The following is a 20,829-nucleotide window of genomic DNA, read 5'->3' as shown; positions in this document are numbered from 1 at the left end:
AAGCCCCGATGCGACCGGGGCGGTCGAGGCGAGGAGAGCGACATGTGGCGGGGTCTGATCGAGACGTACCGGGACCGGCTGCCGGTCACCGACGCCACCCCGGTCGTCACCCTGCACGAGGGGAACACCCCGCTGCTGCCGGCGCCGGTGCTCTCCGCCCGGATCGGCGCCGACGTCTGGCTGAAGGTGGAGGGGGCCAACCCCACCGGCTCCTTCAAGGACCGGGGCATGACGGTCGCCGTCTCCAAGGCCGTCGAGGCCGGTGACAAGGCGATCATCTGCGCCTCCACCGGCAACACCAGCGCCTCCGCCGCGGCGTACGCGGCCCGCGCGGGGATCACCTGCGCGGTGCTGGTGCCGCAGGGCAAGATCGCGCTGGGCAAGCTGGCCCAGGCGCTGGTGCACGGCGCCAGGCTGCTCCAGGTGCAGGGCAACTTCGACGACTGCCTGGCGCTGGCCGGCAAGCTCGCCCAGGACTACCCGGTCGCCCTGGTCAACTCGGTCAACATCGACCGGCTGCACGGGCAGAAGACCGCCGCGTTCGAGATCGTCGAGGCGCTGGGCGACGCGCCGGACATCCACTGCCTGCCGGTCGGCAACGCCGGCAACATCGCCGCCTACTGGATGGGCTACTCGGAGGACGTGGCGGCCGGCAACGCCACGAAGGCGCCGAAGATGTACGGCTTCCAGGCGGCCGGTGCGGCCCCCATCGTCACCGGGCAGGTGGTGCCGGAGCCGTCGACCATCGCCACCGCCATCCGGATCGGCAACCCGGCGAGCTGGACCAAGGCGGTCGACGCCCGGGACGCCTCCGGCGGCCTGATCTCGGCGGTCACCGACCGGGAGATCCTGTCGGCGTACCGGCTGCTGGCCCGCGAGGTGGGCGTGTTCGTCGAGCTGGGCAGCGCGGCCAGCGTGGCCGGTCTGCTCCAGCAGGGTGCCGCGGGCCGGGTGCCGGCCGGGTCCACCGTGGTCTGCACGGTCACCGGCCACGGCCTCAAGGACCCGGAGTGGGCCATCTCCACCGCCCCCGCCCCGGTGACCATCGCCAACGACCCCCTGTCCGCCGCCCGCTCCCTAGACCTGGCCTGACCGCCACCCCCTCCTGCCCCACCGGCCCGCCACCCTGCCGGTCCCGCCCCGGTGATCATGAGGTTAGCGGCAGGGGAGCGCTCCCAGTCGCCGCTAACCTCATGATCAACGGCAGGTGGGCAGGGATGGGCAGGGGTGGGTGGGTGCGGAGTGGACAGAGGGGGTGGGGCAGACTTTGGGCACCCGCAGACCCCATTCCAGGAGTGAGCCACGCCGATGTCGCTGCTCGCCAGATTCAGCCTCGCCAACCGAGGGCTGATCGCCCTCATCGCGCTGGTGACCGCGGCGTTCGGGGCGTTCGCCGTACCATCGCTGAAGCAGCAGCTCCTGCCGTCGCTGGAGTTCCCCGCCGCGTTCATCGTGGCGGCGTACCCGGGGGCCGCGCCGGAGATCGTCGAGTCCCAGGTCACCGAGCCGATCGAGAACAGCCTGCAGGGCATCCCGGGGCTGGAGAAGGTCACCTCGACCTCCCGCGAGGGCTCCACCACGATCCAGGTGCAGTACGCGTTCGGCACCGATCTGGACGACGTGGTCAACAAGATGCAGACCGCGTTGAACCGCATCGACGGGCAGCTGCCCCAGGGGGTGGACCCGCAGGTCATCGCCGGCAGCACCGACGATCTGCCCGCCGTGGTGGTGGCCGCGACCGGCGGCGACGACGAGCAGGCGCTGGCGGAGCAGCTGCGCCGCACCGTCGTACCCGAGCTGGAGGGACTGGACGGGGTCCGGACGGTCGCGGTGACCGGCACCCGCGACCAGGTCGTGCTGGTCACCCCCGACCCGGTGAAGCTGGCCGCGGCGCGGCTGGCCCCCACCGCGATCAGCCAGGCGCTCAAGACCAACGGCGTCGCGGTGCCGGCCGGCGCGGTGGCCGACGGCAGCCGGTCGCTGCCGGTCCAGGTCGGCACCCCGATCCGGACCGTGGACGACCTGCGTGGCATCGTGCTCACCACCGCCCCCGCCGCCCCGGTACGCCTCGGCGACGTGGCCCGGGTGGAGCAGCAGCTCGCCCCGGCCAACGGGTTCACCCGGACCAACGGCAAGCCCAGCCTCGGCATCGCCGTCACCGCAACCCCGGACGGCAACGCGGTGCGGATCTCGCACGAGATCCGGGACCGGCTGGACGCGCTCTCGGCCGCCTCCGGCGCTGCGCTCACCGTGGTCTTCGACCAGGCCCCGTTCGTCGAGCGGTCCATCGAGAGCCTCACCACCGAGGGCCTGCTCGGCCTGCTGATGGCGGTGGTGGTGATCCTGGTCTTCCTGCTCTCGATCCGCTCCACCGTGGTCACCGCGGTCTCCATCCCGCTGTCGGTGCTGGTCGCGCTGATCGTGCTCTGGGCCGGCGACCACTCGCTCAACCTGCTCACCCTCGGCGCGCTGACCATCGCCGTCGGTCGGGTCGTCGACGACTCCATCGTGGTGCTCGAGAACATCAAGCGGCACCTGGAGTACGGCGAGCCGAAGCGGGAAGCCATCCTCGGCGCGGTCCGCGAGGTGGCCGGCGCGGTGACCGCCTCGACGCTCACCACGGTCGCCGTCTTCGCGCCGATCGCGCTGGTGGGCGGCTTCGTCGGGCAGCTCTTCGCACCGTTCGCGATCACCGTGACGGTGGCCCTGCTCGCCTCGCTGCTGGTCTCGCTGACCGTGATCCCGGTGCTGGCGTACTGGTTCCTGAAGCCGGGCCGCGGCGGGGCGGACGACGCCGCAGCCCGGCGGGCAGCCGAGGATAAGGAGCTGCGCAGCCCGCTGCAGCGGGCGTACCTGCCGGCCATCGGGTTCGCCACCCGCTCCTGGGGCACCCGCTGGGCCACCGTGGGGCTGGGCCTGCTGGTGCTGCTCGGCACGTTCGGCCTGGCCCAGAAGCTGGAGACCAACTTCCTGGACGACTCCGGCCAGGACACCCTGGCCATCCGGCAGGAGCTGCCGGCGGGCACCGGGCTGGCCGGCACCGACCAGGCCGCCGCGCGGGTCGAGGAGGTGCTCCGGGGTACGCCGGGGGTGAAGACGTACCAGGTCAGCGCGGGCGGCACGGACAGTCCGTGGGCGGGTGGCGGTGGCAACAACACCGCCTCCTACTCGGTGGCGCTCACCGAGGACACCGACGCCGCGAAGGTCCGGCGCACCCTCCGCGAGGAGTTCGACGCCCTCGGCCCGGAGGTGGGTGAGCTGAGCTTCGGCGCCGGACAGAGCGACGCCTCCGCCGGCCAGCTCGAGGTGGTCGTGCAGGCCGCCGATCAGGAGACCCTGACCCGGGCCGCCGAGGCAGTCCGGGACGCGATGGCCGGTACGCCGGGTGTCGACGACGTCGCCACCGGCCTCGCCGCCCGGGTGCCCCGGGTCGAGGTGACCGTGGACCGGGTCGCGGCGGCGCGGGCCGGGCTCACCGAGGCGGGCGTCGGGCAGCTCGTCGCGCAGGCGTACCGGGGTGCCCCGCTGGGCCAGGTCACGCTGGACGGCCGGCCGCTGAACGTGGTGCTCAGCACCGGGACCCGGCCGCCGCTGAGCGTGGCCGACCTGCGGGCGCTGCCGGTGGGCCCGGTCAAGCTGGACGACATCGCCGACGTCAACCAGGTCGAGGGACCGCAGCAGGTGACCCGGATCGACGGCGAGCGGAGCGTCTCGGTCACCGGCACGGCCACCGGCTCCGACCTCGGCGCCATCACGCAGGAGTTGCAGAAGCGGCTGGACGCGCTGGACGTGCCGGGGGCGACGTTCGCCATCGGCGGGGTGAGCGCCGACCAGAAGGACGCCTTCGCCGACCTGGGGCTGGCCGTGCTGGCCGCGATCGCGATCGTCTTCCTGATCATGGTCGGTACGTTCCGCAGCCTGACCCAGGCGCTGATCCTGCTGGTCTCCGTCCCGTTCGCGGCCACCGGGGCGATCGCGCTGCTGCTGGCCACCGGGACGCCGCTGGGCGTGCCGGCGCTGATCGGCGTGCTCATGCTGGTCGGCATCGTGGTGACCAACGCGATCGTGCTGCTCGACCTGATCAACCAGTACCGGGCCCGGGGGATGGGCGTGACCGAGGCGGTGGTCGAGGGCGGCCGCCAGCGGCTGCGCCCGATCCTGATGACCGCGGTCGCCACGGTGTTCGCGCTGCTCCCGATGGCCTTCGGCCTCACCGGCGAGGGTGGCTTCATCTCCCGGCCGCTGGCGGTCGTGGTGATCGGCGGCCTGATCAGCTCGACGCTGCTGACGCTGATCCTGGTGCCGACCCTCTACACCATGGTGGAACGCGCCAAGGAGTCGCTGCGTGCACTTCGGGCCCGCCGCCGGGGCGCACCGGAGCCGGTGCGGGAGCCGGTCCCGGTGCCGGTCCTGGCGACCGTCGGCGGTGGCGAGCCGCCGGCCGAGCCCGCCGCACCGGCGCCGGCCCGGCCGGCCCCGTCGGCCGCGCTGCTAGACGGTACGGACCAGTTCGAGGTGCTCCGGCTCCCGAAGAGCCGGCGTTCCCCCCTCCCACCCGCCGACTGACCCTCACTCGCATCCCGCCCCGGCGGGTTGCGGGCAAATTCCCGGAAAGAGTGGCCAGTCCGCCTCGGCTGGCCACTCTTTCCGCGAAAGGCGCCCCTCCAGCGCCCCCGCGGAGGGAGGAGGGACCACTCTTTTCGGGAAAGCGGGCGCTTCGTGGCGGACGGCGGCGCGAGGGCGCCGTGGACGGCGACGCCAGGCTGTACCGTGGGTGAGTTGACACCTACTGCGCGTCGTCGGCTCGCTGTCGCGGATGGCCGGCCGGAGCGGGGGCGGGGCCATGGCGGACGGCGTGGGCCGGTGGGACAGGCGGGCGGTGCTGCGTCGCACCGCGCTGCTGGCCGGGGGCGCCGCGCTGGGCGCCGCCGCGACCTCGCAGACCACCTGGATCGCCGACCGCCGGCTCCCGATCGCCGGCGGGCCGGCCAGCGCCACCGTGGGCAGCCGCCACCAGGAGGTCGGCTCGGGCACGGTCGAGGTCGCCTGGGGCGTACGCACCACGGAGCGCCTGCTCGCCCTCACCTTCGACGACGGGCCATTGCCACAGTGGACGCCGATGGTGCTGGACACCCTGGAGAAGTACGCCGTCCCGGCTACCTTCTTCCTGGTCGGTGTCCGGGCCCAGGAGCACGCCGCCCTGGTCCGGGGCCGGCTGGGGCGGCACGAGGTGGGCAATCACAGCTGGGCCCACCACGACCTGGCCCGGATGGACGCCCACGCCGCGTACGACGACCTCCGGCGCAGCCACGAGGCCATCACCGAGGCCACCGGGGTCGCGCCCCGCCTGATCCGCCCGCCCTGGGGGCACCTGGGTGGGGCGGTGCTGCACGCCGCCGCCCGGCTGGACTACCGGCTGGTGCTGTGGACGCTGCAGATGGTCGAGGGGGAGTTTCCCGACGACCCGGCCGGGCACGCCCGGCGAATCGTCGCCGACGTGCAGCCCGGCACCATCCTGCTCGGCCATGACGTCGGCACGGAGCGCCGGCTGGTCGCGCTGCGCGGCCTGCCCGACATGATCACCGGGTTGCGGGCCCGCGGCTACACCTTCGTGACCGTCTCCCAGCTGCTCCGCCACGCCGCCGTGGTCTGACCGGCCCGGTAGTGTGCCGGCGTGTCACCCACCGTCTCGGTCCTGGTCCGCAATCGCGACTTCCGCAACCTCTTCCTCGCCGAGCTGGTGGTGTTCGGCGCCGACTGGTTCGTCATGGTGCCGCTGCTGGTGCTCCTGCCGAAGCTGACGGGCAGCGGGGTGTGGGGGGCGCTGGTGCTCGCCGTGGACACCGGCACGCTGGCGCTGCTGCTGCCGTACACCGGCACCATCGCCGACCGGTTCGACCGGCGGAAGACCATGATCGCGGCCAACCTCGCCGCGCTGGCCGGCGTCCTGCTGCTGCTCGGCGTCCGCAGCTCCCGGACGGCCTGGCTGGCCCTGGTGGCGATCGCGGCCGTGGCGGTGGCGAAGGCCTTCTACTCGCCGGCCGCCCAGGCCGCCCTGCCCAACGTGCTCGACCCGGCGGACCTGGCCGCCGGCAACGCCGTGGCCGGCTCCGCCTGGGGCACCATGACGGTCGTCGGCGCCTCGCTCGGGGGCATGCTCAGCGCGGCCGCCGGCGCGTACGTCAGCTTCTGGGTGGCGGCGGGGAGCCTGGTGGTGGCGGCCGGCCTGGCCGCGCTGATCCGCCGGCCGTTGCAGGCCCCCCGCGACCCGGCGCTGGCACCCGCGCGCACCTGGGCGGCGATCCGCGAGGCGCTGCGCTACATCGCGCACCGGCCGCGCGTGCTCGGCCTGGTCACCGTCAAGTCGGCGGTCGGCCTGGGCAACGGCGTGCTGACCGTCTTCCCGCTGCTCGCCGGGGTGTACGGGGTCGGGGCGGTCGGCACCGGACTGCTCTTCGCCGCCCGGGGCGCCGGGGCGCTGGTCGGCCCGATCCTGATGCGCCGGGTGCTCGCCAACCGGGCCTGGCTGCTCACCGGCCTGGCGCTGTCCATGTCCCTCTACGGCCTGGCCTACCTCGGGGTGTCGGTGGTCGCCTGGTTCCCGCTGGTGCTGGTGCTGGTCTTCCTGGCCCACCTCGGCGGCGGCAGCAACTGGGTGCTGTCCAACTACGCCCTGCAGGGTGAGGTGCCGGACCACCTGCGGGGGCGGGTCTTCGCCACCGACATGATGCTGGCGACGCTGGCCATCTCGGTCAGCCAGCTGGCCGTCGCCCTGGTGGTCGACACGGTGAGCGAGCGCACCGTGCTGGCCGGCTGCGGTCTGGTCACCGTGCTCTACGCGGTGGGCTGGAAGCTGGCCACCCGGCGGCTCTCGCTCACCGATCCGGCGGAGGAGCCCTGTGCCAGCCGCGCGTCCTGACCCGCGCCGGCCCGCACCGTACGCGCGGCGGCGCCGCCCACCCGCCATCCGGGCTGCGAGGCGCCCACGACCGACGCCGGCTTCGCCGAGCGTGGGAACGCATCCCACGGTCCGGGCGGATCGGCGGGCTGTCGGTGTCGGGTCCTAGCATGAACCGGTGCCGATGACTCTCGCCTCCGGTCCCGTGCGGGTCCGGGTGCCCGCGACCAGCGCGAACCTGGGGCCGGGCTTCGACTCGCTCGGGCTGGCCCTGGGGCTGTACGACGACGTGGCGGCCGAGGTGGCCGCCGGTGGGGTCCGGGTGGCGGTGACCGGAGAGGGCGCCGGCGAGCTGCCGGACGGCGACCAGCACCTGGTGGTGGTGGCCATGCGGGCCACCTTCGACGTGCTGGGCACGCAGCCGCCGGGGCTGGCCCTGGAGTGCGTCAACCGGATCCCGCAGGCCCGGGGCCTCGGTTCGTCCTCGGCGGCCATCGTCGCCGGGGTGCTGCTGGCCCGGGCGCTGGCCGATGACGGCGCGGCGCTGCTGGACGACGTCGCCGCGCTCCGGCTGGCCGCCGAGATCGAGGGCCACCCCGACAACGTCGCGCCCTGCCTGCTCGGTGGCTTCACCGTCGCCTGGACCGAGCCGGCCGGTGCCCGGGCGGTGTCGCTGCCTGTGGCGGAGGGCGTCCGCCCGACCGTCTTCGTGCCCGGCGGGCGCGGCCTGACCGCCGTCGCCCGGGCCGCGCTGCCGGCCACCGTGCCGCACGCCGACGCCGCCCTGACCGCCGGACGCGCGGCCCTGCTGGTGCACGCGCTGACCACCGATCCGGCGCTGCTGCTGCCGGCCACGGTCGACCGGCTGCACCAGGATTACCGCGCCGAGGGGATGCCGGGGACGGCGGCCCTGGTCGCCGCCCTGCGTGAGGCGGATGTGGCGGCTGTGGTCAGTGGGGCCGGCCCGACCGTCCTGGCGTTGGCCGAGGTGCCGGCGGGGTTCGACGCGGGAACAGATTGGCAGCGCTGGGAGTTGCCGATAGATGTCAGCGGTGCCCGGGTCACCCGGGGTAGACTTGGACACGCCGAGCGGGACCCTGTTGCCGCAGGTCGGAAGAGTTGATTACGCTCTAGACTCAGCACAGCCGCGAAGCACGCGATCTCCTGCGGGGCGGCGCACCCCCGAAGCTCTCGGCGGTCAGCCCGTCACCCCTGCCAAAGGCCTACGCCGCACCGCAGTTTCCACAGGTCGCCGCAGACGGCGAGACCTGCTCACCGACGCTGGTGAGTCGGGAAACCGACCGGCTGCTGTGTCACAGACTCCCGCGACGCGTCCATGCGAGGCGGGTGCACCGAGGCCGCCCGGCCACCTGGTTTCGACTCCGGGCAGCCCCGGCCTATCGAGGGAAGGAATCCATTGAGCGACACCACCGACGTGACGTCGGATGTTTCCAACGTCGCTGGCGATGCCACCGCCGCCGCTCCCACTCGCCGTCGGCGCAGCGGTACCGGCCTGTCGGCGATGCTGCTGCCTGAGCTTCAGAGCCTGGCCGCGTCGCTCGGCATCTCCGGTACGGCTCGCATGCGCAAGGGCGAGCTGATCAGCGCGATCACCGAGCGGCAGGGCGGCGCCGCCGCCGGCACCCCTCGACCCCGGGCCGAGGTCGCGGCCGCGGCCGCTCCGGCCCGGGAAGAGGTGCACGCCGAGGTCCGTGAGGAGCGGGCCGAGACCGAGCGCCGCCCGGCCGAGCAGGCGCCGGCCGCCGAGGTGACCGAGGGTCGCACCCGGAGCCGGCGTGGCCGGGCCGCCGCGACCGCCGAGGCGCGTCCGGCCGAGCCGCGTGCCGAGGAGGCCCCGGCCGAGACCGGTGAGCGGGCCGAGCGCGGCGAGGGCCGCGGCCGGGAGCGCGGCGCCGAGCGTGGCGAGCGGGCCGAGCGTGGCGAGCGGGCCGAGCGTGGCGAGCGGGCCGAGCGCACCGACCGCACCGAGCGTGGCGAGCGGGCCGAGCGGGCCGAGCGGGCCGAGCGCACCGAGCGTGGCGAGCGCGCCGAGCGGGGCGAGCGTGCGGAGCGGGGCGAGCGGGCCGAGCGTGGCGAGCGGGCCGAGCGCAACGACCGTGGCCAGCGCGCTGAGCGCGCCGACCGCGACAACGACGGCGACGAGGACGGCGAGGGCGGCGGCCGGCGCGGCCGGCGCAGCCGGTTCCGTGACCGCCGGCGGGGCCGCGGTGAGCGGGCCGAGGGCGGCGAGGGCGGCGGCCGCGAGCCGCAGGTCGGCGAGGACGACGTGCTCGTCCCGGTCGCCGGCATCATCGACGTGCTCGACAACTACGCCTTCGTCCGGACCACCGGCTACCTGGCCGGCCCGAACGACGTGTACGTCTCGATGTCCCAGATCAAGAAGTACGGCCTGCGCCGCGGTGACGCCATCACCGGCGCCGTGCGGGCCGCGCGGGACGGCGAGCAGCGGCGCGACAAGTACAACCCGCTGGTCCGGCTGGACACCATCAACGGGATGGAGCCGGATGAGGCGAAGCGCCGGCCGGAGTTCTACAAGCTCACTCCGCTGTACCCGCAGGAGCGGCTGCGGCTGGAGACCGAGCCGCACATCCTGACCACCCGGGTGATCGACCTGGTGATGCCGATCGGCAAGGGTCAGCGGGCGTTGATCGTCTCGCCGCCGAAGGCCGGTAAGACGATGGTGCTGCAGGCGATCGCGAACGCGATCACCCGCAACAACCCGGAGTGCCACCTGATGGTGGTGCTGGTCGACGAGCGGCCGGAAGAGGTCACCGACATGCAGCGGTCGGTGAAGGGCGAGGTCATCGCGGCCACGTTCGACCGTCCGCCACAGGACCACACCACGGTGGCGGAGCTGGCGATCGAGCGGGCGAAGCGCCTGGTCGAACTGGGGCACGACGTGGTCGTGCTGCTCGACTCGGTGACCCGGCTCGGTCGGTCGTACAACCTGGCGGCGCCGGCCAGCGGCCGGATCATGTCGGGTGGTATCGACTCCACCGCGCTCTACCCGCCGAAGCGCTTCCTGGGTGCGGCGCGGAACATCGAGAACGGCGGCTCCCTGACCATCCTCGCCACCGCGCTGGTGGAGACCGGGTCGATGGCCGACACGGTCATCTTCGAGGAGTTCAAGGGCACCGGCAACGCCGAGCTCAAGCTGGACCGGAAGATCGCCGACAAGCGGGTCTTCCCGGCGATCGACATCAACCCGTCCGGTACGCGCAAGGAGGAGGTCCTGCTCGCGCCGGAGGAGCTGGCGATCGTCCACAAGCTCCGGAAGGTGCTGCACTCGCTGGACTCGCAGGCGGCGCTCGACCTCCTGCTGGACCGGCTCAAGCAGTCCCGGACGAACATCGAGTTCCTGATGCAGATCGCGAAGTCCACGCCGGGCGAGTGATCCCGCCAGGGGCGGAGCGAAGAGGGGTACGGCCTGCGGGTCGTGCCCCTCTTCCGTGTTCCGGGCCGGGCACCGAACAGCCGGCATGAAGTTTTTCTACGGTTAAGCCTAGGGGTATTGAAACTTCTATTCAGTTTCCGGTTGACTGTCGTCCATGCGTATCCGCAGTCGATCTGCCCGTCTCGCCGGCGTCCTGCTGCTGACGCCGCTGCTCACCCTGGCCGGTCCCGTCCCACCCGGCGTCGCGGCGCCCGCAGGCGAGCCGCACACCGCGGCCGAGGACGCCCCGGCCGCCTCCTCCCGCCCTGACTCCGTCGTCGCCCTCGCCGGCGCCGCCGCCGGCCTGGAACCGGCCGGCGGCCTGGAGACAAGACCACCCGTCCGGTCGCCCCCGGACTCGACCTGACCTCCTTCGACCGGTACGACGCGGACGGCTGGCTGCGCGCCGACGCGCTCACCGCCGACCTGTCCGGCAGCGTCACCGTGGACTACGTCAACTCAGGCGCGGTGACCCGGGACGAGCCGCTGCGCGCCGCGGTGGACCGCTCCCGGGCGGTGGCCGCGGTCAACGGCGACTTCTTCGACATCAACAACTCCGGCGCCGCGCAGGGCATCGGCATCCGCTCCGGTGAACTGGTCCAGTCGCCGGTCGCCGGGCACACCAACGCCGCCGCGATCAGCGCCGAGGGGCTGGGCCGGGTGATCCAGGTCGGCTTCGAGGGCACCGCCACCCTGCCGGCCGGGTCGGTGCCGCTGACCCAGTTCAACAACATGGTGCAGCGCGACGGCGTCGGCGTCTTCACCCCGCTCTGGGGGACGTACTCCCGCAAGCGCCCGGTGGAGGGCGCCGCCCGGGTGGTCGAGGTGACGGTGACCGGCGGCAAGGTGGCCGCCGTGGCCACCACGGCGGGCGAGGGCCCGATCCCGGCCGGCACCACCGTGCTGCTGGGCCGGGAGGCGGGCGCGGACGCGCTCGCGGCGCTGCGGCCGGGCGATCCGGTCGACCTGAGCTGGCGGCCGAAGGCCTCCGACGGGAGCAGCCTGCGGGCTGCGGTCGGCGGCGGCAACGTGCTGATCCGGGACGGCGTGGTGCAGCAGATCGCCGACCAGAGTCTGGCCCCGCGTACCTCGGTCGGCTTCTCCGCCGACGGGCGCAGGATGATCATGCTGACCGTGGACGGCCGGCAGGTGGACAGCCGGGGCGTCACGCAGACCGAGTTGGGCCGGATGATGCGCGAGCTCGGCGCGTGGACCGCGCTGAACCTCGACGGCGGCGGCTCCTCGACCCTGCTGGCCCGCGAGCCCGGCGCGGCCACCGTGCAGGTGGAGAACAGCCCCTCGGACGGCAGCGAGCGGCCGGTGCCGAACGGCCTGGCCATCTACGCCCCGCCGGGCAGCGGCCGGCTCACCGGGTACTGGCTGGAGACGGCGAGTGACCCGACCGCCGCGCCGGGGGTCGCGCCGGTCCGCGGCGGGCGGCCGGACCGGGTCTTCCCCGGGCTCACCCGCCGGCTCACCGCGGCCGGCTACGACGAGACGTACGGGCCGGCGGCCGGCGCGCCGCAGTGGCGGGCCAACCCGGCCGCCCAGGGCACGGTCGACGACGAGGGCGTGTTCCGGGCCGGTCGGCCCGGCCGCAGCACCGTCACCGCCTGGCACGAGGCCGCCCGGGGCACCCTCGACCTGACCGTGCTCGGTCCCCTGGAGCGGATCGACTCAACCGTGGACCGGCTCGGCCTCAACCGGCAGGGTGACACCGGCCTGTTCGGCGTGGTCGGCTACGACGCCGAGGGCAACACCGCGCCGATCGAGCCGGCCGACCTGCGCCTGGAGTACGACCACGACCTCCTCGCGGTCACCCCGACCGGCGACGGCAACCTCTCGGTCAAGGCGCTCAGCGACACCGGCTCCGCCCTGGTCACCGTCCACGTCGGAGCGCAGGCCACCGTGCTGCCGGTGACCGTCGGGCTGGCCGACGCGCCGGTGGCCGGCTTCGACGACGCCGCCTCCTGGAAGTTCAGCCAGGCCCGGGCCAGCGGGTCGGTCGCGCCGGCGCCGGGCCACACGGGCACCGGCCTGAAGCTGTCGTACGACTTCAGCCAGTCGACCGGCACCCGCGCCGCGTACGCCGACCCGCCGGCCTGGATCCCGGTGCCCGGCCAGCCGCAGGCCTTCGGCATGTGGATCAAGGGCAACGGCGCCGGGGAGTGGCCCAGCCTGCACCTGCACGACGCCCAGGACACCCAGTTCGTGCTCCGCGGCCCGTACGTCACCTGGACCGGGTGGCGGTACGTCGAGTTCACCGTCCCGCCGGGCGTGCAGTACCCGGTCCGGGTGCGCCGGTTCTACGTGGCGGAGACCGACCCGGCCAAGCAGTACCGGAGCGAGGTGGTCATCGACGACCTGGTGGCCAAGGTGCCGCCCACCCTGGACGCGCCGGCCGAGTCACCGCTGACCGACCGGGTGGTGCTGCGCGACGGCACGGTGGACGGCGCGCCCTGGCGCTTCGCGGTGATGTCCGACGCCCAGTTCGTCGCCGCCGACCCGGACAGCGACCTGGTCGCCCAGGCCCGCCGTACGCTCCGCGAGATCAAGGCGGCGAAGCCCGACTTCGTGATCATCGACGGCGACCTCGTGGACACCGCGTACCCGGCGGACTTCGCGCTGGCCAAGCGGATCCTCGACGAGGAACTGGGCGGCGAGCTGCCCTACTACTACGTCCCGGGCAATCACGAGATCATGGGCGCCCCGATCGACAACTTCAAGGCCGTCTTCGGCGACACCTCGCGGGTCTTCGACCACGAGGGCACCCGGTTCGTCACGCTGAACACCGCCAGCGGCTCACTGCGCGGCGGCGGCTTCGACCAGGTGAAGTTGCTGCGGGACACGCTGGACCGGGCCGCCGCCGACCCGGCCGTCGGCTCGGTCGCGGTGTTCTTCCACCACCCGCCCCGCGACCCCAGCCCGGCCAAGGCCAGCCAGCTCGGCGACCGGAAGGAGGCCGCCCTGGTGGAGCAGTGGCTGGCCGACTTCCAGCACCGCACGGGCAAGGGCGCGCTCCTGGTCAACGGGCACGTCGGCACGTTCCATGCCGAGCGGGTGGACGGCGTCCCGTACGTGATCAACGGCAACTCGGGCAAGAACCCGTCCACCCCGCCGCAGCTCGGCGGCTTCACCGGCTGGACCGAGTTCGGTGTCGACCCGGTGACCCCGCAGGAGGCGGAGCGGGCCCGGCGTGACCCGCTGGCCGAGGGGCCGCGCTGGGTCGAGGCGGAGTTCCACGCCCACGTCGACCGGCTCGCCCTGGCGGCTCCGGCCAGCGTCGCGGTGGGCGCCCCGGCGACCGTCACGGCCACGCTCACCCAGCCCGGCGGCCGTGCCGTCCCGGTCGCCGCACCGGTCAGCGCCGACTGGTCCGGCTCGCCGAACCTGCACGTCGGTGGGGCCGACGGGGTGAAGCCCTGGCACGTGGCCCGGTTCGACCCGGCGACGGGGCAGCTGACCGCGCTGCGCCCCGGCGGTCAGGTGGTGCTCGCGGTGACCGTCAACGGCGTACCCGCCCAGGCGACGGTCACCCTGACGGCGGCGGAGGCGCCCGCCGCCTGAGCCGCCCCCGGGGGCGCGGCCATGGTCCGCGTTCCCGGAGGCCGGCCGCCACCCGCCGACGGGCCCTGTGACCTGGGGGAGGAGCCCGTCGGCGGGTGCTCGGTCAGAAGTCGCCCTCGGCCACCTGGAAGACGGTCAGGCCGAGCGAGCGCCACATCCGGACCACCTGCTGCCGGTCGTCGAAGACGCCGACCACCCGGTACCGGTCCCGGATCTCCCGCTCGTAGATCTCCTGCTTGACCACGGCGTCCTTGCGGTGGTCGCCGACCGCCCGCAGGTGCAGCGCCAGGTAGGGCACCTTGACGTGCCGGTCCAGCCAGGCCTCGGTGGCCGGCCGTGCGGTCGCGTCCCGGCCGGAGCAGAAGACCACCCCGTGCCCGGCCGCGTGCATCGCCCGGACCGCCGCGATCACCGCCTCGTTCGGGGCGTCCTCGCCGACCCGGGTCATGTCGTACGGGCTGCGGGAGACGGTCAACGCCACCGTGCCGTCGATGTCCACCAGCACGATCGCGGGCGGCTCGGGGTGGGGCGGGTGGACCCGGGCCGGGGTGCCGGTGCGGGCGGTCGGCACCGGCAGCGGTAACGGTCGGTTGGCGAGGTAGCGCTCGTGCAGCCGGCGGATCGCCGCCTCGCCGACCCGGTCGGCCTCCGGCCGGGCCGCGTCCCGGCGCAGGCACTCCTCCAGCGGCACGTCGGTGAAGTCGTGCACCTCGAACGCGGCGCCGAACCGCTCGGCCAGCTCGGCCCAGTCCCGCAACGTACGCGAGCGCAGGTTGGTGTCGTCCACGCAGACGCTCACCCGGGCCGCCAGCAGCGCCTCCACCTGGGCCCGCTGGGCCCGGGTGACCTGCCCCTCGGCCCACTGGGTGAAGAGCCGCTCGCCGTGCATCATCCGGCGCAGGTCGTCCCGGTTGACCCGAACCACGCCGGGCTGGAGCCGGCGGGCGAAGGTGGTCTTGCCGGAGGCGGGCAGCCCACGGGTCGCGATCAGGCAGAACATCCCGCACCTCCAGTTCGTCCCGGTCCATCCCCGGACCGGTTCAGAATGCCCGCGAGCCGCGCGGGAATGCGTACCGGGTGGTGAGCGTTGCGCCTGCCGGACCTCCGGTGCGGCCCGCTCGCCGGGTCGGCGGAGGCCCATGGCACACTGGTCAGTCGGCCACCGGTTCCGGTTCACGCCCGAGCCTCTCGCGGACGGCGGGGAGCGACGACGGCGACCCGGCGACCACCCACGAAAGGACCGAGGCGAGATGAAGCCCAACATCCACCCGGAGTACGTGACCACCGAGGTCCGCTGCTCCTGCGGCAACACGTTCACGACCCGCAGCACCGCCAAGGGCGGTCAGATCAGCGTCGAGACCTGCAGCGCCTGCCACCCGTTCTACACCGGTAAGCAGCGCGTTCTCGACACCGCCGGTCGGGTCGCCAAGTTCCAGCAGAAGTACGCCAAGGTTCAGGCCAAGAAGGCCAAGTAGCTGCTCCGACGACGCCCGTGTCCGGCTCCGTGCCGGGCGCGGGCGTTCGTCCGTTTCCGCCCGCTTGTCCCTGTCCCCATCCGGTCGTCCAAGGAGCATCCGCAGCATGAGCAGTGAGCGCCTGGCCGCCCTCCTCGACGAATACGCCGAGTTGGAGAAGCGGCTGGCCGACCCCGCGATCCACGCCGACCAGGGCACCGCCCGGCGGGTCGGCCGGCGCTACGCGGAGCTGGTCCCGCTGCACAAGGCCGCCGGCGAGCTGGAGCAGGCCCGGGCCGACCTGGCCGCCGCCCGCGAGCTGGCCGCCGAGGAGCCGGCGTTCGCCGCCGAGGCCGAGGCGATCGCAGTGTCCCTGCCGGCGCTGGAGGAGAGGCTGGCGGAGCTGCTGATCCCTCGGGACCCGCACGACGCCAAGGACGTCATCGTCGAGATCAAGGCGGGGGAGGGCGGCGAGGAGTCGGCCCTCTTCGCCGGCGACCTGCTCCGGATGTACACCCGGTACGCCGAGCGGCACGGCTGGGTCACCGAGGTGATCGACTCGCAGGACTCCGACCTCGGCGGCGTGAAGGACGTCTCCCTGGCGATCAAGACCAAGGGCGTGCCCGAGGGGGGCAACGGCGTCTGGTCCCGGCTCAAGTGGGAGGGCGGCGTGCACCGGGTGCAGCGCGTCCCGGTCACCGAGTCGCAGGGCCGGATCCACACCAGCGCGGCCGGCGTGCTGGTGCTGCCGGAGGCCGAGGAGGTCGACCTCACCATCGACCCGAACGACCTGCGGATCGACGTGTTCCGCTCGTCCGGGCCCGGCGGCCAGTCGGTCAACACCACCGACTCGGCGGTCCGGATCACCCACGTGCCCACCGGGATCGTGGTCTCCTGCCAGAACGAGAAGTCGCAGCTGCAGAACCGGGAGCAGGCGATGCGCATCCTGCGTGCCCGGCTGCTCGCCGCCGCCCAGGAGCAGGCCGACGCGGCCGCCTCGGACGCCCGGAAGGCGCAGGTCCGCACCGTGGACCGGTCGGAGCGGATCCGCACCTACAACTTCCCGCAGAACCGGATCACCGATCACCGGATCGGCTACACGGCGTACAACCTGGATCTGGCCCTGGCCGGTGAGCTGGACGGGGTCCTGGACGCCCTCACCGAGGCCGACCGCGCCGCCCGGCTGGCCGGCGAAACCGAACTGACCCGCCGCTGACGCCCTGCTCGCCCGCCGCGCCGCTCCGCGCGCGCCCTCGGCGCGTTCCACCGCCTCGCCGGCCGAACGGGTGGCCCGGTCGGCGTCACCGCGGGCGGCGACTTGGGGCCAGTTTCACGGAAACAGTGGCCATTCCGCGCCGGATGGCCACTCTTTCCGTGAACTAGGCCCCACGGGCCCGGCGCGGGCGCACGGTGGCGGCGCGGGCGCACGGCCCGGCGCGGGCGCACGGCCCGGCGCGGGCGCACGGCCCGGCGCGGGCGCACGGTGGTCGCGCGGGCGCACGGCGCGTGGGGGCGGCATGGCGGCGCGGGGCGGCGTGCGGGGTGGGGTCAGGAGGCGCGGAGGCGGTCCTTGGCGCGCAGCATCTCCCGGTCGGCCAGCTCGAACGCGGCGCCGAGGGCGTCCCGGACGCTCGCCCCGGAGCCCCCGCTCACCTCGGCGAAGCCGATGCTCACCCCGACCGGGGTGCCGGGGACCAGGGACTCCCAGTCCTCGGTGCGGACGGCCGCCTGGATCCGGCGGGCCACCTCGGCCGCCTCGGACATGCCCGCCTCGGGCAGCACCACGACGAACTCGTCCCCGCCGTACCGGGCCACGAAGTCTCCACGGCGCATCACCCGGTTGATCACCCCGGCGATCCGTTGCAGCACCAGGTCCCCGGAGTGGTGGCCGTGCCGGGTGTTCACCGCCTTGAAGCCGTCCAGGTCGCAGACGCCGATCACCACCCGCTCGCCCCGGGACACCACGGCGCCGATGTAGCGCTCCAGCCGGCGCCGGTTGGGCAGCCCGGTGAGCGGGTCGGTGAGCGCCTCGCCCTCGTACCGGGCGGCCTCGCGGCGCACCTCTTCGTGGTCGATCCGGGCGGCGATGCCTTCGATGTAGACGTCCCGCAGCCGGTCGTTGCGCTGCGCGGCCAGCCGGAACGCGTACCGGTCGGCCCGGTGCGCGGCGGCGTGGTCGCCGGCCCGGGCCAGCGCGATGCTGCGCAGCCGGGGCGGCTCGGCCGCGCCCAGTGTCTCGACGGAGACCCGGGAGGTGTCCAGCCGGGTCACCGCCTCGATCGGGCGGCCGTCGGCGATGGCCAGGCAGACCTGGCCGAGCTGGCGCATGTCCCGCGCGCGGGCACTGTCGCCGCCGTGCCCGAGCAGCCGGTCGGGGTCGGCGTCGCCGCCGGGATCCAGCTGGTCGCCGAGGGCGGCCCGCCGGGCGACGGCGTAGCCGTACGCGGCCAGGCTGCTCGGCCGGATGTTGCCGGCCCGACCGCTGTGCAGGAAGCGGTTGAAGTCTCCGGCCACGTCGCGCAGCACCCGCAGGCAGCCGTCGCTGTCGCCGGTGTGGTCGAGGGCCACCGCGTTGCGCAGCCGGATGCCCGGGGCGGCGAAGGTCTCCTCGGGGATGCCGGCGGCGATCCCCACCTGGCGGGCGCGCTCGATCGCGCCGAGGGCGTGCCCGTGGAAGCTGAGGTAGGAGTAGGCCATCGCCAGGTCGTGCCAGCCCCAGGCGGTGTCCCGGTCCGGGTCGTCGTCGGCGGTCAGCCAGCGGGAGGCCTTGACCAGGTGGGTGACGCATCGGTCCAGCGCCCCCTGGTGGTGCGCGGCGAGCGCCGCGAGGGCGTTGAGGTGCCCGTGCAGGTACGGCTCGGCGAGGTCCCGGACGGCGGCGGAGGCCTCCTCGATGGCCCGGGTGTATTCCGCCGTCCGGCCGAGATTGATCACCGCGCAGAGGCGCTGGACCAGCGCGTCCGCGCGGGCGCAGGGATCGTTCGTGGTGCGGACGACCCGGTCGAGCAGGACGACCGCCTCCGCCGAGCGGCTCGCCTCCTGCAACGCCCGGGCGCGCCGGAGGGCGTCAACCTGGTCGTCGACCCGGTCGAGCCAGCCCACTCGAAACCTCCCTGTGGTGTGCGCCCGAACGCACCCGCTCGTGATGTGACCCGCGACGCTTCATGATTATGTCGTGACCCACCTCCCGCAACACCCGTCCGAAGGGACGGAACGCGAGCGGCCTTCGTCGGCGGTCGCCCGGGCGGCCCGAACCCTCGCGGCGGCGGGGGTCGAGGCGCCCCGGGCGGAGGCCGAGCAGCTGGCCGCGTACGTGCTGGACGTGCCGCGCGGCCGGCTGGCCCTGGCCGAGGGCCTCACCCCCGGGCAGCGTGACCGGTTCGACGCGCTGGTGGCGCGCCGGGTGGCGCGGGAACCCCTCCAGCACCTCACCGGCACCGCCGGGTTCCGGCACCTGGAGCTGGCGGTCGGCCCCGGGGTGTTCGTACCGCGGCCGGAGACCGAGCTGCTCGCCGGCTGGGGCGTGGCCCAGGGCCGGGAACGCCGCTCGCCGCTGGTGGTGGACCTGTGCAGCGGCTCCGGCGCGATCGCCCTGGCGGTGGCCCAGGAGCTGCCGCAGGCCCGGGTGGTGGCGGTGGAGCGGTCCCCGGCGGCGCTGGCCTGGCTGCGCCGGAACGCCGCCGACCGGGCCGCCGCCGGGGACACCCCGATCGAGGTGGTGGCCGCCGACGTCACCGACCCGCAGCTCCTCGCCGACCTGGTGGGCCGGGTCGACGTGCTGCTCTGCAACCCGCCGTACGTGCCGCGGTCGGTGGCCGTGTCCCCGGAGGTGGCCGGGTACGACCCGGACGAGGCGGTCTTCGGCGGCGCGGACGGGCTGGACGTGATCCGGCCGGTGGTCGTCCGGGCCACCGCGCTGCTCCGGCCCGGCGGCGCGCTCGGCGTGGAGCACGACGACACCCACGGCGCGGCGGTGCCGGCGCTGCTCGCCGCGGACGGCCGGTACGAGCGGGTCGAGGAGCACCGGGACCTGGTCGGCCGGCCCCGGTTCGCCACCGCGTCCCGCCGGGCGGACGGCCAGCACGCCGAGCCCGACGCGGCGTGGCAGACTGACTCCTCGTGATGCTCTACGACTGTCGGTCGCTCGCCGACCGGGACCGCGGCATCGCCGCTGCCATCGAGGCGGTCAAGAACGGGGAACTCGTCGTCCTGCCGACCGACACGGTCTACGGCATCGGCGCCGACGCCTTCACCCCGTACGCGGTGAAGGCGCTCGCCGACGCCAAGGGTGGCGCCCGGCAGGCGCCCCCGGTGCTGATCGGCTCCCGGCACACCCTCGACGGCCTGGTCTTCTCGCTGCCGCGCGCGGCGCGCGACCTGGTCGAGGCGTTCTGGCCGGGCGCGCTGACCATCGTGGTGGAGCACTCGCCGAGCCTGTCCTGGGACCTGGGCGACAGCAGCGGCACGGTGGCCGTACGCATGCCGCTGCACCCGGTGGCCCTCGAGGTGCTGCGGGAGACCGGCCCGATGGCGGTGGCTTCGGCCAACAAGGTCGGCCAGCCGGCCGCGCTCACCGCCGAGGAAGCCCGCGACCAGCTCGGCTACGGCGTGCGGGCCTATCTGGAGGCGGGCCCGGCCCTGGACCCGGTGCCGAGCACCGTCGTCGACCTCACCGGCGAGGTGCCCCGGGTGCTGCGCCAGGGTGCCGTGTCGCTGGAGAAGCTGCGCGACGTGGTGCCGGACATGCTCGACGAGCGGGGGTTCTGAGTGCCCCCGTTCACCGTCCTGCACGTCTGCATGGGCAACATCTGCCGGTCGCCGATGGCGGAACGGCTGCTGGTGCTCGCCGTCCGCGAGCGGCTGGGCCGGCTCGGTGCCGACCCGGAGCGCTCCGACGAGCTGCTGCACAGCCACAGCGCCGGCACCGGCGGCTGGCACGCCGGCGAGGAGATGAACCCGCCGGCGGCCCGGCAGGTGATCTCCCGCGGCGGCGACGTGGCCGGCTTCGCCGCCCGCAAGCTCCGCTCCGACCTGATCGACGCCGCCGATCTGGTCCTCACCGCCACCGCCGACCAGCAGGAGTACGTGGTGGCGCTGCGCCCGGACGCCGCCGCGCGCACCTTCGTGCTGGGGGAGTTCGGCCGGCTGCTGGGTGGGGTGGACGCGTCCGTCCTGCCTCCGGCCGCAGGCACTCCGGACGCGGTGTACGCCCGCGGGGTGGCCCTGGTGGCGGCGGCGGAGGCGGCCCGGCAGGGCGCGGCCCCGCTGCCCGGCGACGACCTCGACGACCCGTGGGGCCGGGGCGACCAGTGCTTCAGCCGGGTGGCCGACGAGATCGAGGAGACGGTCCACCCGCTGGCCGCCGCACTGCTGCCCTGAAGTCCCCCCGCCCGCTCCGTGTAGGGGTTTCTGTCCACCTTCATCCTTCCTCGCGAAATTCCTGCGTGTTTTGGGGA

General features: G+C 74.3%; 15 protein-coding genes. 13 read left to right on the top strand and 2 right to left on the bottom strand.

Annotated features, from left to right (window positions below; translation table 11 throughout):
• Positions 1–42 precede the first annotated feature (42 nt).
• From thrC to ACFYML_RS32075, 8 genes are all read left to right on the top strand, one after another.
• Positions 43–1,092 carry a threonine synthase gene (thrC, locus tag ACFYML_RS32110; RefSeq protein ID WP_387424198.1) on the top strand — a complete coding sequence of 350 codons (1,050 nt, stop codon included), beginning with the start codon at positions 43–45 and terminating at the stop codon, positions 1,090–1,092.
• Positions 1,093–1,308: 216 nt separating this feature from the next.
• Positions 1,309–4,566 carry an efflux RND transporter permease subunit gene (locus ACFYML_RS32105; RefSeq protein ID WP_387424197.1) on the top strand — a complete coding sequence of 1,086 codons (3,258 nt, stop codon included), beginning with the start codon at positions 1,309–1,311 and terminating at the stop codon, positions 4,564–4,566.
• A 277-nt stretch (positions 4,567–4,843) separates the two neighbouring features.
• Complete coding sequence (locus ACFYML_RS32100) at positions 4,844–5,653, top strand: polysaccharide deacetylase family protein (RefSeq protein ID WP_387424196.1); 810 nt, start codon at positions 4,844–4,846, stop codon at positions 5,651–5,653.
• Positions 5,654–5,674: 21 nt separating this feature from the next.
• On the top strand, positions 5,675–6,919 hold the full coding sequence (locus ACFYML_RS32095; protein WP_387424195.1) for an MFS transporter: 1,245 nt from the start codon (positions 5,675–5,677) through the stop codon (positions 6,917–6,919).
• A 163-nt stretch (positions 6,920–7,082) separates the two neighbouring features.
• Complete coding sequence (gene thrB / locus ACFYML_RS32090; protein ID WP_387424225.1) at positions 7,083–8,021, top strand: homoserine kinase; 939 nt, start codon at positions 7,083–7,085, stop codon at positions 8,019–8,021.
• A 294-nt stretch (positions 8,022–8,315) separates the two neighbouring features.
• Positions 8,316–10,313, top strand: coding sequence for a transcription termination factor Rho (gene rho, locus ACFYML_RS32085; protein WP_387424194.1), 1,998 nt, complete (start codon positions 8,316–8,318; stop codon positions 10,311–10,313).
• A 154-nt stretch (positions 10,314–10,467) separates the two neighbouring features.
• Complete coding sequence (locus ACFYML_RS32080) at positions 10,468–10,719, top strand: hypothetical protein (RefSeq protein WP_387424193.1); 252 nt, start codon at positions 10,468–10,470, stop codon at positions 10,717–10,719.
• Positions 10,720–10,796: 77 nt separating this feature from the next.
• Positions 10,797–13,919 carry a phosphodiester glycosidase family protein gene (locus ACFYML_RS32075; RefSeq protein WP_387424192.1) on the top strand — a complete coding sequence of 1,041 codons (3,123 nt, stop codon included), beginning with the start codon at positions 10,797–10,799 and terminating at the stop codon, positions 13,917–13,919.
• Positions 13,920–14,022: 103 nt separating this feature from the next.
• Here ACFYML_RS32075 and ACFYML_RS32070 read toward each other — a convergent pair whose 3' ends face one another.
• Positions 14,023–14,919: an AAA family ATPase gene (locus ACFYML_RS32070; protein ID WP_357440122.1), complete on the bottom strand. Its 897-nt coding sequence runs from the start codon at positions 14,917–14,919 to the stop codon at positions 14,023–14,025.
• Between the two features lie 250 nt (positions 14,920–15,169).
• On the opposite strand from ACFYML_RS32070, the gene rpmE reads away from it, so the two are divergent.
• Both rpmE and prfA read left to right on the top strand, forming a co-directional pair.
• The gene (gene rpmE, locus ACFYML_RS32065; protein ID WP_073834647.1) at positions 15,170–15,394 is read left to right on the top strand and encodes a 50S ribosomal protein L31; all 225 of its coding nucleotides are present in this window, start codon (positions 15,170–15,172) and stop codon (positions 15,392–15,394) included.
• 106 nt (positions 15,395–15,500) lie between these two features.
• Complete coding sequence (gene prfA / locus ACFYML_RS32060) at positions 15,501–16,589, top strand: peptide chain release factor 1 (protein WP_387424191.1); 1,089 nt, start codon at positions 15,501–15,503, stop codon at positions 16,587–16,589.
• A gap of 332 nt (positions 16,590–16,921) precedes the next feature.
• On the opposite strand, the gene ACFYML_RS32055 is transcribed toward prfA, so the two are convergent.
• Positions 16,922–18,475: a diguanylate cyclase domain-containing protein gene (locus ACFYML_RS32055; RefSeq protein ID WP_387424190.1), complete on the bottom strand. Its 1,554-nt coding sequence runs from the start codon at positions 18,473–18,475 to the stop codon at positions 16,922–16,924.
• Between the two features lie 73 nt (positions 18,476–18,548).
• On the opposite strand from ACFYML_RS32055, the gene prmC reads away from it, so the two are divergent.
• Genes prmC through ACFYML_RS32040 form a run of 3 tightly spaced genes read left to right on the top strand, consistent with a single transcriptional unit; the run spans position 18,549 to position 20,752 of the window.
• Entirely contained in the window at positions 18,549–19,496 is a 948-nt protein-coding gene (gene prmC, locus ACFYML_RS32050; RefSeq protein ID WP_387424189.1) for a peptide chain release factor N(5)-glutamine methyltransferase, read from the top strand.
• Positions 19,496–20,140, top strand: a complete 645-nt coding sequence (locus tag ACFYML_RS32045) for an L-threonylcarbamoyladenylate synthase (RefSeq protein ID WP_073834939.1) — start codon at positions 19,496–19,498, stop codon at positions 20,138–20,140. Before prmC ends, ACFYML_RS32045 begins: the two co-directional genes overlap by 1 nt.
• Positions 20,141–20,752 (top strand): phosphotyrosine protein phosphatase, encoded by a 612-nt coding sequence (locus tag ACFYML_RS32040; RefSeq protein WP_387424188.1) that lies wholly within the window; start codon positions 20,141–20,143, stop codon positions 20,750–20,752. It abuts the gene before it with no gap.
• Positions 20,753–20,829 lie beyond the last annotated feature (77 nt).

It is taken from the genome of Micromonospora sp. NPDC007230 (assembly GCF_042869115.1).
GTDB lineage: Bacteria > Actinomycetota > Actinomycetes > Mycobacteriales > Micromonosporaceae > Micromonospora.
This window is presented reverse-complemented; position numbering and strand designations above follow the sequence as displayed.

Excerpts from the sequence above, each read along its gene's own strand:
- thrC (WP_387424198.1), top strand. The coding sequence starts at position 43 with ATGTGGCGGGGTCTGATCGAGACGTACCGGGACCGGCTGCCGGTCACC.
- ACFYML_RS32105 (WP_387424197.1), top strand. The coding sequence starts at position 1,309 with ATGTCGCTGCTCGCCAGATTCAGCCTCGCCAACCGAGGGCTGATCGCC.
- ACFYML_RS32100 (WP_387424196.1), top strand. The coding sequence starts at position 4,844 with ATGGCGGACGGCGTGGGCCGGTGGGACAGGCGGGCGGTGCTGCGTCGC.
- thrB (WP_387424225.1), top strand. The coding sequence starts at position 7,083 with ATGACTCTCGCCTCCGGTCCCGTGCGGGTCCGGGTGCCCGCGACCAGC.
- ACFYML_RS32080 (WP_387424193.1), top strand. The coding sequence starts at position 10,468 with ATGCGTATCCGCAGTCGATCTGCCCGTCTCGCCGGCGTCCTGCTGCTG.
- ACFYML_RS32070 (WP_357440122.1), bottom strand. The coding sequence starts at position 14,919 with ATGTTCTGCCTGATCGCGACCCGTGGGCTGCCCGCCTCCGGCAAGACC.
- rpmE (WP_073834647.1), top strand. The coding sequence starts at position 15,170 with ATGAAGCCCAACATCCACCCGGAGTACGTGACCACCGAGGTCCGCTGC.
- prfA (WP_387424191.1), top strand. The coding sequence starts at position 15,501 with ATGAGCAGTGAGCGCCTGGCCGCCCTCCTCGACGAATACGCCGAGTTG.
- ACFYML_RS32045 (WP_073834939.1), top strand. The coding sequence starts at position 19,496 with ATGCTCTACGACTGTCGGTCGCTCGCCGACCGGGACCGCGGCATCGCC.